This is a genomic window from Streptomyces peucetius (genome assembly GCF_025854275.1).
Lineage (GTDB): Bacteria > Actinomycetota > Actinomycetes > Streptomycetales > Streptomycetaceae > Streptomyces > Streptomyces peucetius_A.
On the sequence record NZ_CP107567.1, the window covers coordinates 5348031 to 5363637 of the forward strand.

A 15607-nucleotide genomic window follows, 5' to 3' on the forward strand; every position below is an offset into this window, starting at 1 on the left:
CGTGGGCGGCGCGCGGAAGTTGTTCGCCAACTCCAGAGTATTGTTCACTCGTTCGGGTGGCGGAGCGGCCGATGCGCGCCTCCCTCCCAAAAGCACTGGAATGGTCGGAAGCCGTACCAGGGGTGGGGCTCTCGCGTGTGACCGGTCGTCATCTCTGCTTCAAGGGTGGACGAGTCAAGCAAGATTGCGAGCACCGGTGCAGATGAAGCGGCCTCGGGGCAACGGCGGCAGGCCTACGGGAACCCCGTCCACGGGAGCCTCGGGCGACCCTCAGGTCCCGGCCTCTCCCCGACCGATCCCGGCCCCCCGTGATCACGGCACAGGCATGTCCGACGCAGCCGTGCAGACCCCAGCCGCACCGCCCTCGCAGACCGCCGACGCGCAGTCGCCCGCGGCCCTGCCGTCCCAGGCGCAGTCGCCCGCGGGTCGCCCCCGTCGCGTGCGCAACCGGCTCGTCGCAGGCGTCGCCGTCACCGTTCTCCTCGTCGTCGGTGCCGGCGCCCCCGGCATCCTCGCGAGCTCCGCGGACATGACCGAGTCCCAGCGGCTCGTCACCCTTGCCGCGCTCGACCGGCAGGCCGTCACCCTCGCCCACTCGCTCGCCGACGAGCGCGACGAGGTCACCGCGTACATCGCCGCCGGCCGCGACGACCAGGAAGGCGGGAAGAAGGACCGCCGCAAGATCTCCGGCAGCCTCAGCGCCCGCGTCGACCGGCAGACCGACGAGATGCGCGACGCCCTGGGCTCCGAACGTGCCGAGCTGCGCCAGCAGCTCGCGTCCGTGCCCTCCGTCCGGCGCGCCGCGCTCACCGGCAAGGGCACCGCGATGGAGGCCCACCAGGCCTACACCGCCGTCATCTCCGCCCTGCACGCCCTCGCCGGTGAACTCGCCGACCGGACACCGCCCCGCGCCGCTGAGGCCACCCGGGCACCCTCCCAGCTCGGACTCGCCGTCGAGCAGGCCTCCGCCGCCCGCGGGCTGCTGCTCGCCGCGCTCGCCGTGCCGCAGCCCGACCCGGTGATCGGCTACGACCCGGTCACCGGCCTCCCCGTCGAGAGCCCCGGCGAGGACTCCGGCGCCGACGCCCGCACCCGCAACGCCCTCACCGCCGCCGCGCAGCAGGCCCGGGTACGCGAACTCGCCGCCCTCGCCGACTTCGACCAGGCCGCGGGCAAGACCACCCGCGAGAAACTCGCCGCCACCGTCACCGGTCCCGAGGTCAAGGCCGCGGAGAGCTACCTGGCCCGCCTCACCGACCAGCCCACGCTCTCCGACGCGGAACGCGGCACCGACCCCGCCAAGCTGGAGGCCGCGCTCACCGCCCGTATCGAACAGATGCGGGGCGCGGAGTCGTCCCTCGCCACGGAGCGGACCGAACGCTTCGAGCAGCTGCGCGACGACGACCTCACCGCGCTCGAGATCCGCATCGCCCTCCTCGGCGGACTGGTCGTCGTCACCATCGGCGTGCTCGCCGCCGTCTCCCGTACGCTCACCCGCCCGCTCGCCGTCCTGCGCATCGGCGCGGCCAGGCTGGCCGAGGCGCCCGCCCCGCAGACGGAGGAGCCGGTCCGCTTCACCGGCCGTAACGACGAGTTCGCCCAGGTCGTACGGTCCCTCAACGCCCTGCACGGCAGGCTCGGCGACCTCGGGGCACGGGCCGAGCGGCTGGAGTCGGAGAACGGCGAACTCGCGGGCGCCCGCGAGGCGCTCGAGGCGGAAGTCGCCGCGGCGCGTCGGGAACTGCGGGAGCGCACCGAGGAGATCAGCACCGAACTGGACCGGCTGCGCCACACCGTCCACCACACGTTTGTCAACCTCTCGCTGCGCACCCTCGGCCTCGTCGAGCGGCAACTGGGCGTCATCGAGAGGCTGGAGGAGCGCGAGCAGGACCCCGAGCGCCTCGCCACACTCTTCAAGCTCGACCACATGGCCACGGTCATGCGCAGACACAGCGAGAACCTGCTGGTCCTCGCCGGCACCGAGCACGGGCACGGGCACGTCGCGCCGGTCCCGCTCGTCGACGTGCTGCGCGCGGCGGTCAGCGAGATCGAGCGCTACGAGCGGGTCGTCATCCAGTCCCTGCCGCCGCACGCCCAGGTCGCCGGCTTCGCCGCGGACGACCTCAGCCACCTGGTCGCCGAACTCCTCGAGAACGCCACGTCGTTCTCGCCGCCGGACGCCCAGGTCGAGCTCTCCGGCTGGCTGCTGGAGAGCGGGGAGGTCATGCTCTCCGTCCAGGACGCGGGCATCGGCATGACCGCGGGCCGCATCTCGGAGATCAACGCACGGCTCGACAATCCGGAGTCGTACGAGACCGAGCCCCCGGCGGGCCGCGAGGGCGAGGGCCTCGGCCTGCGGGTCGCCGCGCTGCTGGCGGCACGCCACGGCGTACGGATCCAGCTGCGCGAGCACAAGCAGGGCGGGATCACGGCGGTGGTCGTCGTGCCGAAGCCCCTGCTGCCGACGGGGCCGCCCGCGGCGAGCGGCCGCCAGGTGCCCGTACCGGGCGCGGCACCGACGTTGAACCTCCCGGGCTCGGTGGCCGAGGCCAACTCCAACGCGCTCCCCAGCAGCGACCGCCGCGCCGTCCCGGCCGAGGCCGCCGCACAGGACGCGGCCGTCGCCGACGACGCCGCTCCGGCGGACCCCGTCACCGCGCCGGGTGGGGCAGACGTACCGGACCCGGAGGCCGGCACCGATCCGGTCGACCTGCCGGATCCGGCCCCCGACGAGCCGCTCACTCACGCGGACGCGACCCCCGGCCGTCTGGACGCCGGGGCCACCTTCGAGCCGGACCTGTTCGCGCAAGCGCCCGCCGAGCGGGACCCGTCCGCGGACGCGGCCCCCGACTCGGACGCCGAGGCCGCTCCTGAGCGCGACCTGTTCGCGGACGCGGCTCCTGAGCGCGACCTGTTCGCGGAAGCGTCGCCCGCGCCGGGCGCCGAGGCCGCCCCCGAGCGCGACCTGTTCGCGGAGACCGTCTCCGAGCCGGACCCGTTCGTCACGGTCGCCCCTGAGCGGGACCCGTTCGCGGAAGCGTCCCCCGCCCCGGACCCGTTCGCGGAGACCGTTCCCGAGTCCGACCCGTTCGTCGAGGCCGCCGAACGGGCCGTCGCAGCCGCGGCGGAGTCGGACACGCACGAGCAGGTGGCCGACGGCGGTCCGGGGACGGCCGGTGTCGATCAGGAGACGTTCGTCATGCGGCTCCCGGAGCCGCCCGAGCCGGAGGCACCCGAGCCTCCGGCCGTCTGGGACCGTGTGACCGACAAGGGGCTGCCCAAGCGGACCCCGAAGTCCGTCACGCCCGCCACCGCCCCGACCGGGCGCACCGGGAGCGTCGACGCGGAGGCCCTGCGCCGGCGGCTCGGCGGCTTCCAGCAGGGCGCGAAGGACGGCCGCCGGGACGCCGAGGCGGAGATCGCGGAGCTGACGGAGGCCACCGAGCCCACGGACACCGCGGGGACCACCGCGACCGCCGAGCCGGGCAACAGCGCACACACCGAAGCGGAAACGGGGGACACAGTCGAGGAGGTACGCAGTTGACTGCGACCGGCACGTTCGGCCTGAGCAGCGAGGCCCGCAACCTTCAGTGGTTGCTGGGCAATCTGGTGGAGGAGGTGCCAGGCGTCCACTCGGTCGCCGTCGTCTCGTCCGACGGCCTGCTGCTGCTCTCCTCCGACCCCGAGCAGAACGCCGCCCAGGCCACCGGCCAGGACACCGTCACGCCCCGTGAGGGGCCGAAAGGCTCCGGCGCGGACCTCGCGACGATCGTTTCCGGCATCGGCAGTCTCACGATCGGGGCCGCGGGCCTGATGGACGGCGGAGGCGTCAAACAGACGATGGTCGCCATGGACGAGGGCAGCCTCTTCGTCATGTCGATCAGCGACGGCTCCCTCCTCGGAGTGCACGCCACGCCCGACTGCGACATGAGCGTGGTCGCCTACCACATGGCCCTCTTCGTGGGCCGCGCCGGACACGTACTCACCCCCGAAGTCCGCAGTGAACTGCGCAAATCGATGGAGAGGGGCCTGTGATGTCCGTCCCCAAGCTACCCGTCCGCAGTGACGGCAAACGCCCCGCCCGAGTACGCCCGTACTCCCTCACCGGCGGCCGTACCCGCTTCGGGCACGTGCTGCTCGTCGAGACGTTCGTCGCCGCGCTGGAGGCGCCTGTGGAGCGGCGGGAGCTGCCCGGCGGCAACCTCACCTCCCGCGTCATGCCCGAGCTGCGGGCGATCGTCGAGCTGTGCCGCCGGATGCGTACCGTCGCCGAGATCTCGGCGCTGCTCAAGATGCCGCTGGGCGTCGTCCGGGTGCTGCTCAGCGACCTGGCGGACCAGGGAAAGATCCGCGTGTACGGGACCGGTCACGGCACCGGCCAGCCCGACCGCGCACTGCTCGAAAGGGTGCTGAGTGGACTCCGCCGCCTCTGACACGCTCCTCGACCGCACTCAGGCCGCCGCGCCCGGCACCGAACCGGAAGGGCCCCTCCAGCCCTGGCAGTTGGACACCACCCGGGCTCCCACCGCGACGAAGATAGTCGTCGCGGGCGGTTTCGGTGTCGGCAAGACGACGTTCGTCGGCTCCGTCTCCGAGATCAAGCCGCTGCAGACAGAGGCGCTGATGACCCGCGCGAGCGAGGACACCGACGACCTCACCGCCACGCCGGACAAGGTCACCACGACCGTGGCGATGGACTTCGGCCGGATCACGCTCGACGACGACCTGGTGCTGTACGTCTTCGGCACACCGGGCCAGCAGCGGTTCTGGTTCATGTGGGACGACCTGGTGCGCGGGGCGATCGGCGCGATAGTGCTCGCCGACACCCGACGGCTGCCCGACTGCTTCCCCGCGCTCGACTACTTCGAGAGCTGCGGGCTGCCGTACATCGTCGCCGTCAACCACTTCGAGGGGTCGACCGCCTACGAGGCGGAGGACGTACGGGAGGCCCTGACGGTGCCGCCGCACGTACCGGTGGTGATCATGGATGCCCGTCACCGGATCACGGTGATCGAGTCGCTGCTGGCGCTGGTCGCCCACGCCCTCGAAGCCACCCCCGAATAACCTTCCGGGACCGGGACGCCGCGACCGGGAAGCCGGAACCAGGACCCGGCAGCAGGACGCCGGACCACGACCCCGGAACCACGACGCAGAACCACGGAGAACCCCGCCATGCGGAAGATACTCATAGTCGGAGCAGGTCAGTCAGGCCTCCAGCTCGCCCTCGGCCTCCAGTCGAAGGGCTACGAGGTCACCCTGATGTCCAACCGCACGGCGGACGAGATCCGGTCCGGCCGGGTCATGTCCACCCAGTGCATGTTCCACACGGCCCTGCAGCACGAGCGGGACCTCGGCATCAACTTCTGGGAGTCGCAGGCCCCGAAGATCGAGGGACTCGGTGTCTCCGTCGCCGCCCCCGACTCGAGTCGCGCGATCGACTGGGTCGGCAAGCTCGACGGCTACGCGCAGTCCGTCGACCAGCGCGTGAAGATGGCCGGCTGGATGGAGACGTTCGCGCAGCGCGGCGGGCAGCTCGTCATCCACGGCGCGGCCGTCTCCGACCTGGACTACTTCTCCCGCGCCTACGACCTCGTGCTGGTGTCGGCCGGCAAGGGCGAGCTGGTCTCGATGTTCGGCCGGGACGCGTCCCGCTCCCCGTACTCGGAGCCGCAGCGCGCGCTCGCCGTCGCATATGTGCACGGCCTCGGCCCCCGCCCCGAGCACCCGGACTACGACGCGGTGCGCTGCAACCTCGTGCCGGGCGTGGGCGAGATGTTCGTCATGCCGACGCTCACCCTCTCCGGCAGGGCCGACATCCTCTTCTGGGAGGGCATCCCGGGCGGGCCGCTCGACGCCTTCCAGGGCGTCAAGGAACCGGCGGAACACCTTGCCCTGACACTGGAGCTGATGGAGAAGTTCCTGCCGTGGGAGTACGCGCGGGCAACCAACGTCGAGCTGACCGACGCGGGCGGCACGCTCGCCGGACGGTACGCGCCCACGGTGCGCAACCCGATCGGCCGGCTGCCCGGGGGCGGGCTGGTCCTCGGTGTCGCGGACGTCGTCGTCGCCAACGACCCGATCACCGGTCAGGGCTCCAACTCGGCCTCCAAGTGCGCGGCCTCGTACCTCGCCTCGATCACCGAGCACGGCGACCGGCCGTTCGACGAGCAGTGGATGCAGGGCACGTTCGACCGGTACTGGGAGACGGCGCAGCACGTCACCAAGTGGACGAACGCGATGCTCGGCGTGCCGCCGGAGCACGTCCTCAACCTGATCGGCGCGGCCGGTCAGCTCCAGCCGGTCGCGAACCGGTTCGCCAACGGCTTCAACGACCCGTCCGACTTCGAGAACTTCTTCTACGAGCCGGAGAAGACCTCCGCCTACCTGGCGTCCGTGTCCGGCGCCTGACCGCTGCCGCCCGCTTCGCCCGCCTCGTCCGCCACGACCGCCTCGTCCGGGCCGCCGTCCGCCACGACCGCCTCGTCCGGGCCGCCGTCCGCCACGGCCCCGGGCGGGGCGGCGGCCGCGCCCTGCGCGGTGGCGAGGGCGGTGAGCTGCTCGGCCGAGAGCGAGGCGAGCAGCCCTTCGGCCGACCGCAGCCGGGCCGCGGCCCGGTCGCGGGCCTGCTTCTTCCTGGCGGCGAGCACCAGTTCCCGGTCCAGGGCCTTGCGTGCGGCGGCGGCCAGCTCCCGGGACCGCTTCTCGCGGGCCTCCAGCCGGGCCATGGACGCCAGACGGCCGGTGGCCACGCGTTCGATGAGATGCCCTTGGTCCAGGGCACGTTGCGGTTCGCGGGCGAGCAGCAGCTCCAGGTACGCGGAGAGCTGGGACGTGCCCTGGTACTGCTCGCGTGCGATCCGGCCCGCCTCGGCGCGGCTCAGCGCGAGCGCGCCGCGCGCCTCGGCGAGCGCCTTGTTCAGCCGTGCGGTCCCGGTGCTCCGGTAGGTCTCACCGGCCGCCTCCGCCTGAGGGTACAGCTCGCGCAGCCGGGTCAGCACACCGGCGGTGCCGGGCGCGGCGGTGAGCTCCCCGAGCCGTAGTGGCGGGCCGGCTGCGGGCCCCTCGGCGGCGAACCGCTCCATGACGGCGTCCCCGAGCTCGCCGAGCACCTTGTCGACGGCCCCCTTGTGACGCTCCCGGTCCTCCGCCGCCGCGGGCAGCGTCGTCGCCGTCGCGGCGACGACCACCGCCCCCACGCAGAGGGTAGGCAGCACATACCTGCCTGACACCCGATCACCTCCGGCCGTACGGGCGGCTCCTCCGCCCGCACCCGAGGCTGCGCGTCACGCGTCCCGGCGGCGACCGGGGCTGCGCGCCCCGGCGCAACCCGGTCACTCCCGCAGTGCACGATCCCCGTCCTCCCGGCGCGGCTGCTTGCCCACGACGCCCCGGCATCCCGCACCGACACCCCGGGACCCGGCGCTCGTGCCTACGCCGCGCCGCCGCCCCCCGGCTTCGACCAGGGCCACTTCAGCTCCCGGCGCTCCACGCCGCCGGGGGCGTACTCGTACTTCCAGCCGCGCTGGAGCCCCAGGCGCCTGGTGTAGCCGGAGGGGACGCGGCGGTAGGCGTGGACGGTGGGCGGGGTGCCGTCGTCGTTCGGGACGGGGACCTTGTACCACTTCGGGGGGTGGCCGGTGGGGCCGACCAGCACGGGCAGCACGCGGCCGTCGAGCGGGCCGCCCTCGAAGGGGGTGTTCTCGCTTCTCACCGGACCAGTCTCACAGCAGGTGCGCGGCGCCGCCGACGACGGGCCCGAGCCTTTGCACCAGCGTGCCGACGGGGCCGTCCGCCGTCTCCTGCGCGAGCAGGTCCGCGACCACGGCCGCCGTCTCCTCGTCCGTCGCCGCCGTCGCGGTGAGCAGCGCGACCAGATGGTCGACGAGCCATTCGCGCAGCTCGTCCGCCGCCGGCTGCTTGTCCTCGTCCAGCCAGATCAGCGACGCGGCCTCGACCGACGCGATCCAGGTGCGGACCATCATCCCGAGGCGCGGGCCGGGCCGGTCCACGCCGAGGTGGACGAGGATCTGCTCGGCCGCCGCCCGCCGCACCTCGTCGACGATCGCGGTCGTACGGGAGGTCTCCGCGACGCTCCCGCCGCGCAGCAGCGCGCTGAAGCCCGCGTCGTGCTCGTCGACGAAGACGAGGTAGCGGTCCAGCACCCGGGTCAGCCGCTCGGTCGGCGGTCCGGTCTGCGGTTCGGCGAAGCACTGCTCCAGCCGGTCGGCGGCCGACCGCAGGGCCGCCTCGTACAGCTGCTGCTTGCCGCCGGCGAAATACCGGTAGACGAGCGGCCTCGACACCCCGGCCGCCTCCGCCACGTCGTCGAGCGAGATCTCCTCCGGCGGCCGGTGCGCGAAGAGGGTGAGCGCCGCTTCGAGCAGCTGCTCGCGGCGCTCCTCGACGCTGAGCCGTCGGTAGGCGCGGGTGGCGGGAGCGGGACCGGTCATGCTCCGCAGCGTAACCGCAGGGTGCGCGGCGCCCCTCATACGATCACGCGAGAAGGCCGGAACTCTTCCACAGCCTGCGGCCGGGCCCGCGCAGCACGCCGATGTCGTCCAGGAAGTCGGTCAGCCTGCGGGCGCCCGTCTGCATGACCTCGCGGCGGTGCCCGCTCGCCCGCACCTGGGAGACGGCCTCGCGGCGGTCGAGGCCGACGTTCTCGTACACCTGCGGATTGACGAAGCAGACGCTGAAGACGCGGGCGGCCTCGCCGCAGCTGAGCCGGGTGAACTCCTGCTCCCAGCGCGGCGCGGTCACCATCTGGCGGCGCAGCTCCTCGCGGGCGTACCGCACATGGCGGGCCTCCTCGACGACATGGATACGGGTGACCCCGCGCACCAGCGTCTGCACCCGCTCGTCGGGGAAGGTGAGACGCTGCATCCAGTCGAGGATCTCCTCGCCGAGGAGGGTCGCGGCGAACGAGCCGGGGGTCGTGGAGACCGTCTTCAGCACCCGGGCCATGTTGTGGTAGACCCGCGGGACCTGGTACGACGGGGCCCCGCCCTTCTGGATCATCCGGGCGAACATCATCGAGTGCCGGCACTCGTCGGCGATCTCGGTGAGCGCGTAGCGGACGTGGTTGCTGGTCACCGACTTGTCGTAGACGTGGCGCACCAGCAGCTGCATCAGGATGATCTCGAACCAGATCCCGAGCGAGGCGAGCGAGGCGGCCTCGTGCCGGGCGAGGTCCATCCGCTGCTCCTCGGACATCCTCCGCCACAGCGGCGTGTCGTAGAGGGAGACCAGCTCCGGAGGCCAGAACCACTTGCCCTCCTCGACGGGCGCCTCCCAGTCGAGCTCCTTGTCGGGGTCGAAGGAGTGCTTGGCCGAGGACTCGAGCAGGCGTGCGGCGACCTGTTCGCGGTCCCGTAGCGGGCCGAGGGCGTCGCGGAGCAGCTGCACGTCGCGGTCGGTCACTGTCGTCATGGCTGAGGGCACCTCGCGAGTGGGGGTCACCGGCTTCTGTGGTTATGAGACTCCCTGTCAGTAACCTCGTCAATCCCCCGTGCACGACTTGTTGACTCCTCGTCTACCAACGTGTGAGCCTGCCAACTGTCCTTGTGCGTAAGGGATACGAGGCGAAGGAGCCGCCGGTGTCGAGTCAGGACCGCTACACGAAAGCCCCCTCGGAGCCGATCTGGCAGATCCCCGCCACCGGCTCGGCCCGCTTCAGCTGGGAGTACGAAGAGGGGCGCGAACGCCTCCTCGCCCTCTACCAGAAGGGCAAGGACAAGCAGTGGGACGGCGCCAAGCGCATCGACTGGGACCTGGAGGTCGACCCGTACGACCCGCTGGGCACCCCCGACGAGGCGCTCACCCTGTACGGCACCCGCCACTGGGCGAAGATGACCGAACAGGACAAGGGTGAACTGCGCAAGCACTACACGTCCTGGCAGTTCAGCCAGTTCCTCCACGGCGAGCAGGGCGCCATGGTCTGCGCGGCGCGCATCGTCGAGTCCGTCCCCGACCTCGACGCCAAGTTCTACTCGGCGACCCAGACCATGGACGAGGCGCGGCACGCCGAGATCTACGGCCGGTTCCTGCACGAGAAGATCGGGATGCTCTACCCGGTCAACGACAACCTGCAGTCCCTGCTCGGGGACACCCTGCGCGACTCCCGCTGGGACATGCCCTACCTCGGCATGCAGGTGCTCATCGAGGGCCTGGCGCTCGCCGCCTTCGGCATGATCCGCGACACCACGACCAAGCCGCTGCCCAAGCAGATCCTCGCGTACATCATGCAGGACGAGGCCCGGCACGTGGCCTTCGGGCGGATGGCGCTGCGCGACTACTACAAGCAGCTGACCGACGCGGAACTGCGCGAACGCGAGGAGTTCGTGATCGAGGGCTGCTATCTGATGCGCGACCGGCTGCGCGGCGTCGAGGTCCTGGAGAACTTCGGCGTCTCGAAGAAGGAGGCGGAGGAGTACTCCGAGCAGTCCGAGTTCCTCCACCTCTTCCGCAAACTGCTCTTCAGCCGGATCGTGCCCTGCGTCAAGGACATCGGCCTCTGGGGCGAGCGGCTGCAGAAGGCCTACCTCGACATGGGTGTCTTCGAGATGGGTGACGCCAGCCTCGACCTGCTGATGTCCCAGGACGAGGAGATCGCGGAAGCGCTCGACCGCGAGCGGTTCGCGGCCGAGGAGCAGGAACGGGTGGCGGAGGTGGCGGAGGCCGTCGCCCAGGGCGCGGCAGAGGCGTCCTGACCCGGGGCTGCCGCCGTGACGGCCTCGGGCCGGAGCCGTCCGTCCCTTCCGCGTCGACATCGACCTCACCGCCGTCAACCGGCGTCGCTGATCACATCTGGGGCGCCGGGAACGGCTTGCGGAGGGTGAACGCGTACTGCGTCGGGCCGTGTTCGCGTACATGGAGGAGGCGTTCCTCCGCCTCGGGGACCGTCGGGCGGTGGCCGGCCGGGACCCACCACATCGTCGTCATGACCTCCTGCATCCGCTCGAAGAACTCGTAGCGGCGCGCCAGCAGTTCGCGGTGCGTGCCCTGGTACATGAACGCCGTCAGAGCGTTGCTGTCCCGCCACACCGACATGTTGACCAGCAACCACTCGTCGCCGAAGATCCGCAGGTCTGTCGCGTCACCGGTCTCCGTCTGGAGGCGCCAGACGAAACCGTCGGCCGCGTCCGCCACCGCGTTGACCGGCTCCAGGTTGTCGCTGAAGTCCTTCAACTGCGGCGAGTCCAGCGGGGCCCTGAGGCGGCCTATGTTCACCTGGGCGAGCTCGTAGGAGGTCATGGACGCACAGTAATCAGACCCCCCTCCACGGTCACCGCCATTTCGACCAGTGAGACGTCCGTCCCACGGGCCGTCACCAGTTGGAGCCCGACCGGGCAGCCGTCGCTGGTGAAACCGGCGGGGACGCTGGCCGCCGGGTGGCCGCTCAGGTTGAACGCCCAGGTCAGCGCCGTCGAGTAGACATCGCGACCGGGGCCGTCGTGACCGTGCGGGCGGTTCGGGGTGGCCGGCGTGAGCAGGACGTCAGCGCCGTCGAACAGCGCGTCCAGACGCCGGTCGTTCTCCGCGCGCACCGCCGCACCCCGCGACGGCCGGCCGCCCCGTACCGCCGACCACGCGTCGAAGGGGTCGGCCAGCACCGGGCGGGTGTCCGCCGTCCGTACGACACCGGCGGACTCCAGCCGTTCCACCGCCGCCTGCGCGACCGCCGCCACCTCGGGGTCCGTGTCCGCGAAGCCCAGGTCGGGAGACCACACCGCGCGCAGCGGAAGCTCCGGCGCCACCGGCTCGCAGACGTCCAGGACGCAACGCAGATAGACCCGGGCGCCGGCCGCCGACGGCGTCAGCACGCCCGCCGACGCCAGGCCCGTACGGTCGGGCGACGGCAGCAGCCCGTTGGTCGTCTTCAGCCCGAACACGCCGCACCACGCCGCCGGGATCCGCACCGAGCCCGCCCCGTCGCTGCCGGTGGCGAGACCCACCATGCCCGCCGCGACCGCCGCCGCGGACCCCGCGGACGACCCTCCCGGCGTACGGTCCGCCCGCCACGGGTTGCGGGTCGGCCCGTGCGCGCCGAGGCCCCAGGTCTGCCAGTACGTGCCGGGTCCCGGCACCGAGGTCGCGCCGACCGCCACCGCGCCCGCCGCGGTCAGCCGCCGCGCCGCGTACGAGCGGATGCCGGTAGGTCCCTTCACCGCGAACGGCCGTCCCGCGAGGGGAAGTTCCGGGTCGGTGCGGCCCGCCTGGGCGAGCGCCTCCTCGCCCCACACGTCGGTGAAGGCGCTCAGGCCGGGGTCGAGGCGTTCGATGGCCTCCAGTGTCGCGTCGATGCTCACGAGGTCCACAGTGCCGCCTCCATCACGGCCCGTGCGACAGGTGCCGCGCTGCCCCCGCCGCTGATGTCCTCCCGCAGGACTGCCGCGTCCTCCACGACCACGGCGACGGCGACGGCGGGCTGCGCCGCGTCATGGGCCTGGGCCCACCCGATGAACCAGGCGTAGGGAAGTCCGGAGTTGTCGATGCCGTGCTGGGCGGTGCCGGTCTTGCCGCCGACCGTGGCGCCCCTGATCACCGCGTTCTCCCCCGTGCCCTCCTCGACGGCCCGCACCATCAGTTCCCGCATCCGCTGCGCGGTGACCGGCGTCATCGCCTCCCGGTAGGCGCGCGGGCCGTTCTGCGCGACCAGGTCGCCGTTCGCCCTGGTGACCCGGTCCACCAGGTAGGGGTGCCGGATGTCGCCCCCGCCCGCCACGGCGGCCGCGACCATCGCCATCTGCAGGGGTGTGGCCGTCGTGTTGAACTGCCCGATCGAGGACAGGGCCAGCTGGTCGGGGGACATGTCGGTGTCGAAGTTGGAGGCCGTGACACTCGCGGGGATCCGCAGCCCCGGGTCGTTGAAGCCGAACCCGCGGACCGTGGCGACCATGTCCGCGAGGCCGACCCGCGCCCCCAGGTTCGCCATCACGCTGTTGCAGGACCACTGGACGGCATACGCGAGCGAGGCGTTCTCGCACCCCTCGGTGGCGTTGGGCAGCGGCGTGCGGGTGTTCGGCAGCAGATACGGCTCCGGGGTGCGGGTGGGGTCGTCCACGTCGTGGACGACCCCCGCCTCCAGGGCCGCCGCGGCCGTCACGATTTTGAACGCGGAGCCGGGCGGATACGTCTGGCGGATCGCCCGGTTCAGCATCGGCTGCTCCTCGGCGCCGTTCAGGTCCGCCCATGCCCGGGAGACCTTCCTCCCGGTGCCCGACAGCAGGCCGGGGTCGTACGAGGGGCTGCTGACCAGCGCGAGGATCCGGCCCGTCGCCGGCTCGACCGCCGCCACCGCGCCGCGCCTGCCGTCCAGGCCGCGGTAGGCGGCCTCCTGCGCGGCCGCCCTGATGGTGGTCGCCACGTCTCCGCCGGGCGGGCGGCTTCGGGTCAGGTCGTTGAAGAGGGGCAGCGGCGCCAGCAGCGGGTCGGTGCCGCTCAGGACCGGGTCCTGGGCGTACTCGACGAACGAGGTGCCGTACGTCTGCGACGCGTAGCCCGTCACCGGCGCGTACAGGGGGCCGTCGCGGTACGTCCGCTCGTGGCGCAGCTGCTCGCCGGTGTCCTTGGAGCCGGTGACCGGTTTCCCGTCGACGAGGATGTCGCCGCGCGGCTGGGCGTAACGGGCGATGTCCGCCCGGCGGTTGGCCGGGTGGTCGTCGAGCCCGGGGGCCTCGACGACCTGTACGCGGGCGGCGTTGACCAGTAGCGCGAGCAGCAGCAGCAGGCACAGGACGGCGGCGTGCCGGATGGTGCGGGTCACCGGCGCACCGCCTGCGGGGTGAGAATGCCCGTCTCCACGGGCGCGGGCAGCGGTGCGCGGGCCGAGTGGCTGAGCCGGATCAGCAGCGCCACGATGACCCAGTTGGTGACCACGGACGAGCCGCCCTGCGCGAGGAACGGCATCGCCATGCCGGTCAGCGGGATCAGCCCCGTCACGCCGCCCGCGATGACGAAGACCTGGAGCGCGACGATCGAGGAGAGGCCGACCGCGAGGAGACTGCCGAACGGGTCGCGCAGGCCGAGTGCGGTGCTCAGCCCGCGTGCCACCAGCAGTCCGTACAGCAGGAAGATCGCGCTCAGGCCCGCCAGACCCAGTTCCTCGCCGGCGGTGGCGAGGATGAAGTCCGACTTGGTGGCGAAGCCGATCAGGACCGAGTGGCCGAGCCCCAGACCGGTGCCCAGCACCCCGCCGGCGGCGAAGGCGAACAGGGACTGCGCCAGCTGACCGGGGCCCTGCCCGGCCTCGATGCCGGCGTACGGGTTCAGCCAGTCCTCGACCCGGCTGTGGACGTGCGGTTCGAGCGAGCCGACGGCGAACGCCCCGGCGGAGGCCAGCACCAGTCCCACGGCGATCCAGCCGATCCGGCCCGTCGCCACGTAGAGCATGACGACGAACAGCCCGAAGAAGAGGAGCGAGGTGCCGAGGTCCCGTTCCAGCACCAGCACCCCGACGCTGACCAGCCACACCGCGACGACCGGTCCGAGCACCCGTCCGGTGGGCAGTTGCAGCCTGCGGATCAGCCGGCTCGCGTGCGAGAGGGCGCCCCGGTTCACGGCGAGGTACGCGGCGAAGAAGACGGCCAGCAGGACCTTGGCGAACTCTCCTGGCTGGAAGGACAGTTGCCCGATCCGGATCCAGATCCTGGCGCCGTTGACGGCGGGGAAGAAGATCGGGGCGCAGAGCAGGGCGAGGGCGGCCGTGACGCTGACGTAGGCGTACCGGGCCAGGACCCGGTGGTCGCGCAGGAGGACGACGGCGGTGATGAACAGGGCGACGCCGAAGGTGGACCAGACGAGCTGGGCGGGGGCGGCCCGGTCCAGCGGGGTCTCCAGGTCGAGGCGGTAGATCAGCACCAGGCCCAGTCCGTTGAGCAGGACCGCGATGGGCAGCAGCAGCGGGTCGGCGTAGGGCGCGCGCAGCCGGACGGCCAGGTGCGCGAGGAGCGCCAGGACGCCGAGGCCCGCCCCGTAGCCGGCGACGTCCGGCGGCACGGCGCCGTTCCTGGCGAGCCCGACGGCGACATAGCCGTGGACGCAGATCAGGACGGCGCAGACGAGGAGCGACAGCTCGACGCCCCGGCGCTTCGGCGGACGCGGCCCGGGGCCCGGCTCGTGCGGCGAAGTCCCCGCCGTCGTTGCGGTCATGCCACGCAACGTAGCAAGCGGCGACTTGCTTTGTCCCTTTATGTCATAGTGTGCCGACGTCGAACAGACGCGCCGTCACATCCGGCCCGCCGCCTGCACGGAACCGCCCTCAGCGCTGGTAGGGGTGCTGCCCGGGCTGCTGCACGTGACCGCCCGGCTGCCCGCCCCGGAAGTCCTGGCCGCCGCCCGCGCCCTGGAGCTGGAGCTGCTCCGCCTGCTCCGAGGTGATCTGCTGCTCCGCGCCGCAGAAGGTGCACTGCGTGGCGTACTTCGTCGAGAACGGGAACAGCGGCACGAAGAACAGCGTGAACTTGGTGACCCGCTTCCTGAGCGTGTGCGCCGACGGATTGCCGCAGTGGCCGCACACCAGGGTGAGTATCGCCAGCTGGTAGATGTACCCCTTGGTGCCAAAAATGATCATGATCTCGGGTCCTCCCCGTCGATGGTGCGTCCGATG

At 72.2% G+C, this 15607-nt stretch carries 15 protein-coding genes; 6 read left to right on the forward strand and 9 right to left on the reverse strand.

Annotated features, from left to right (window positions below; translation table 11 throughout):
• Window positions 1–325: 325 nt before the first annotated feature.
• From OGH68_RS24765 to OGH68_RS24785, 5 genes are all read left to right on the forward strand, one after another.
• Window positions 326–3544 (forward strand): nitrate- and nitrite sensing domain-containing protein, encoded by a 3219-nt coding sequence (locus tag OGH68_RS24765; RefSeq protein ID WP_264247159.1) that lies wholly within the window; start codon window positions 326–328, stop codon window positions 3542–3544.
• Window positions 3541–4035, forward strand: a complete 495-nt coding sequence (locus tag OGH68_RS24770) for a roadblock/LC7 domain-containing protein (RefSeq protein ID WP_264247160.1) — start codon at window positions 3541–3543, stop codon at window positions 4033–4035. The genes OGH68_RS24765 and OGH68_RS24770 overlap by 4 nt, the downstream gene beginning before the upstream one ends.
• Complete coding sequence (locus OGH68_RS24775; protein WP_264247161.1) at window positions 4035–4433, forward strand: DUF742 domain-containing protein; 399 nt, start codon at window positions 4035–4037, stop codon at window positions 4431–4433. Before OGH68_RS24770 ends, OGH68_RS24775 begins: the two co-directional genes overlap by 1 nt.
• Window positions 4414–5064, forward strand: coding sequence for a GTP-binding protein (locus OGH68_RS24780; protein ID WP_413471026.1), 651 nt, complete (start codon window positions 4414–4416; stop codon window positions 5062–5064). Before OGH68_RS24775 ends, OGH68_RS24780 begins: the two co-directional genes overlap by 20 nt.
• A 108-nt stretch (window positions 5065–5172) precedes the next feature.
• On the forward strand, window positions 5173–6408 hold the full coding sequence (locus OGH68_RS24785; RefSeq protein ID WP_264247162.1) for a styrene monooxygenase/indole monooxygenase family protein: 1236 nt from the start codon (window positions 5173–5175) through the stop codon (window positions 6406–6408).
• Here the strand turns inward: OGH68_RS24785 and OGH68_RS24790 are convergent.
• The 4 genes from OGH68_RS24790 to OGH68_RS24805 all read right to left on the reverse strand — a co-directional run bounded on the left by OGH68_RS24790 (window position 6381) and on the right by OGH68_RS24805 (window position 9429).
• Window positions 6381–7229: a hypothetical protein gene (locus OGH68_RS24790; protein ID WP_264247163.1), complete on the reverse strand. Its 849-nt coding sequence runs from the start codon at window positions 7227–7229 to the stop codon at window positions 6381–6383. The genes OGH68_RS24785 and OGH68_RS24790 overlap by 28 nt on opposite strands.
• A 200-nt stretch (window positions 7230–7429) precedes the next feature.
• Window positions 7430–7711, reverse strand: coding sequence for a hypothetical protein (locus OGH68_RS24795; protein ID WP_264247164.1), 282 nt, complete (start codon window positions 7709–7711; stop codon window positions 7430–7432).
• A gap of 10 nt (window positions 7712–7721) precedes the next feature.
• Window positions 7722–8450 (reverse strand): TetR/AcrR family transcriptional regulator, encoded by a 729-nt coding sequence (locus OGH68_RS24800; protein WP_264247165.1) that lies wholly within the window; start codon window positions 8448–8450, stop codon window positions 7722–7724.
• Between the two features lie 43 nt (window positions 8451–8493).
• Window positions 8494–9429 carry an AurF N-oxygenase family protein gene (locus tag OGH68_RS24805; protein ID WP_264247166.1) on the reverse strand — a complete coding sequence of 312 codons (936 nt, stop codon included), beginning with the start codon at window positions 9427–9429 and terminating at the stop codon, window positions 8494–8496.
• A gap of 167 nt (window positions 9430–9596) precedes the next feature.
• On the opposite strand from OGH68_RS24805, the gene OGH68_RS24810 reads away from it, so the two are divergent.
• The gene (locus tag OGH68_RS24810) at window positions 9597–10709 is read left to right on the forward strand and encodes a ferritin-like domain-containing protein (RefSeq protein ID WP_264247167.1); all 1113 of its coding nucleotides are present in this window, start codon (window positions 9597–9599) and stop codon (window positions 10707–10709) included.
• A gap of 91 nt (window positions 10710–10800) precedes the next feature.
• Here OGH68_RS24810 and OGH68_RS24815 read toward each other — a convergent pair whose 3' ends face one another.
• The 5 genes from OGH68_RS24815 to OGH68_RS24835 all read right to left on the reverse strand — a co-directional run bounded on the left by OGH68_RS24815 (window position 10801) and on the right by OGH68_RS24835 (window position 15571).
• Window positions 10801–11253: a DUF3291 domain-containing protein gene (locus OGH68_RS24815; protein WP_264247168.1), complete on the reverse strand. Its 453-nt coding sequence runs from the start codon at window positions 11251–11253 to the stop codon at window positions 10801–10803.
• Window positions 11250–12308: an amidase family protein gene (locus OGH68_RS24820; RefSeq protein ID WP_413471027.1), complete on the reverse strand. Its 1059-nt coding sequence runs from the start codon at window positions 12306–12308 to the stop codon at window positions 11250–11252. Before OGH68_RS24820 ends, OGH68_RS24815 begins: the two co-directional genes overlap by 4 nt.
• Window positions 12305–13765 carry a penicillin-binding transpeptidase domain-containing protein gene (locus OGH68_RS24825; protein WP_264247169.1) on the reverse strand — a complete coding sequence of 487 codons (1461 nt, stop codon included), beginning with the start codon at window positions 13763–13765 and terminating at the stop codon, window positions 12305–12307. The genes OGH68_RS24820 and OGH68_RS24825 overlap by 4 nt, the downstream gene beginning before the upstream one ends.
• Window positions 13762–15150 carry an FtsW/RodA/SpoVE family cell cycle protein gene (locus tag OGH68_RS24830; RefSeq protein ID WP_264247170.1) on the reverse strand — a complete coding sequence of 463 codons (1389 nt, stop codon included), beginning with the start codon at window positions 15148–15150 and terminating at the stop codon, window positions 13762–13764. The genes OGH68_RS24825 and OGH68_RS24830 overlap by 4 nt, the downstream gene beginning before the upstream one ends.
• A 109-nt stretch (window positions 15151–15259) precedes the next feature.
• Window positions 15260–15571, reverse strand: a complete 312-nt coding sequence (locus OGH68_RS24835; RefSeq protein ID WP_264247171.1) for a zinc ribbon domain-containing protein — start codon at window positions 15569–15571, stop codon at window positions 15260–15262.
• Window positions 15572–15607: the final 36 nt, after the last annotated feature.

What these genes read in the sequence shown, in the direction of transcription:
- OGH68_RS24765 (WP_264247159.1), top strand. Translation starts at nt 326, where the DNA reads ATGTCCGACGCAGCCGTGCAGACCCCAGCCGCACCGCCCTCGCAGACC.
- OGH68_RS24775 (WP_264247161.1), top strand. Translation starts at nt 4,035, where the DNA reads ATGTCCGTCCCCAAGCTACCCGTCCGCAGTGACGGCAAACGCCCCGCC.
- OGH68_RS24785 (WP_264247162.1), top strand. Translation starts at nt 5,173, where the DNA reads ATGCGGAAGATACTCATAGTCGGAGCAGGTCAGTCAGGCCTCCAGCTC.
- OGH68_RS24800 (WP_264247165.1), bottom strand. Translation starts at nt 8,450, where the DNA reads ATGACCGGTCCCGCTCCCGCCACCCGCGCCTACCGACGGCTCAGCGTC.
- OGH68_RS24805 (WP_264247166.1), bottom strand. Translation starts at nt 9,429, where the DNA reads ATGACGACAGTGACCGACCGCGACGTGCAGCTGCTCCGCGACGCCCTC.
- OGH68_RS24815 (WP_264247168.1), bottom strand. Translation starts at nt 11,253, where the DNA reads ATGACCTCCTACGAGCTCGCCCAGGTGAACATAGGCCGCCTCAGGGCC.
- OGH68_RS24830 (WP_264247170.1), bottom strand. Translation starts at nt 15,150, where the DNA reads ATGACCGCAACGACGGCGGGGACTTCGCCGCACGAGCCGGGCCCCGGG.
- OGH68_RS24835 (WP_264247171.1), bottom strand. Translation starts at nt 15,571, where the DNA reads ATGATCATTTTTGGCACCAAGGGGTACATCTACCAGCTGGCGATACTC.